At 43.6% G+C, this 450-nt stretch carries 1 protein-coding gene; it reads left to right on the forward strand.

The window, feature by feature from the left end; translation table 11 throughout:
* A partial coding sequence (locus tag NE664_13995; protein ID MCQ4727746.1) for an AraC family transcriptional regulator occupies positions 1-450 on the forward strand: 450 nt, incomplete at both ends.

Raw genomic sequence — 450 nt, forward strand, 5'->3', positions numbered from 1 at the left:
GTTTTTTCTTTGACAACCGTTCTTATCTGGTGAAGAGCGGGTCTCTGATTCTGGTGGATGAAAACTCGATTCATATGACCATGGCTGGCAGTGAACAGGAGTTTGGCCATGACCGCATTATCCTTTATATAGAGCGGGACAAGATGAAGGAATTCGACCAGCTGTTTCCGAACCTGAATCTTGTCAGATTTTTTCACCAGCACTATGGGGTATTTCCGTTAAATGAAAAGCAGCAGAAGGATTTTATCGATCTCTATATCCGGCTTCAGGATGAATTTGACAGCAGGAAGCGGAATTACCGGGCAATGATTGAAACGGATATTATCCAGTATTTCATACGTTTTATGCGTGAAAATCATACGCCGGCCATGGAAGATACCGATGTAAATGCTCCCGCCAAATACCGGAATATCTACGCGGTGGCCGATTATATCTCGGTACATTTTGATG

This window comes from Anaerotignum faecicola (assembly GCA_024460105.1).
GTDB lineage: Bacteria > Bacillota > Clostridia > Lachnospirales > Anaerotignaceae > JANFXS01.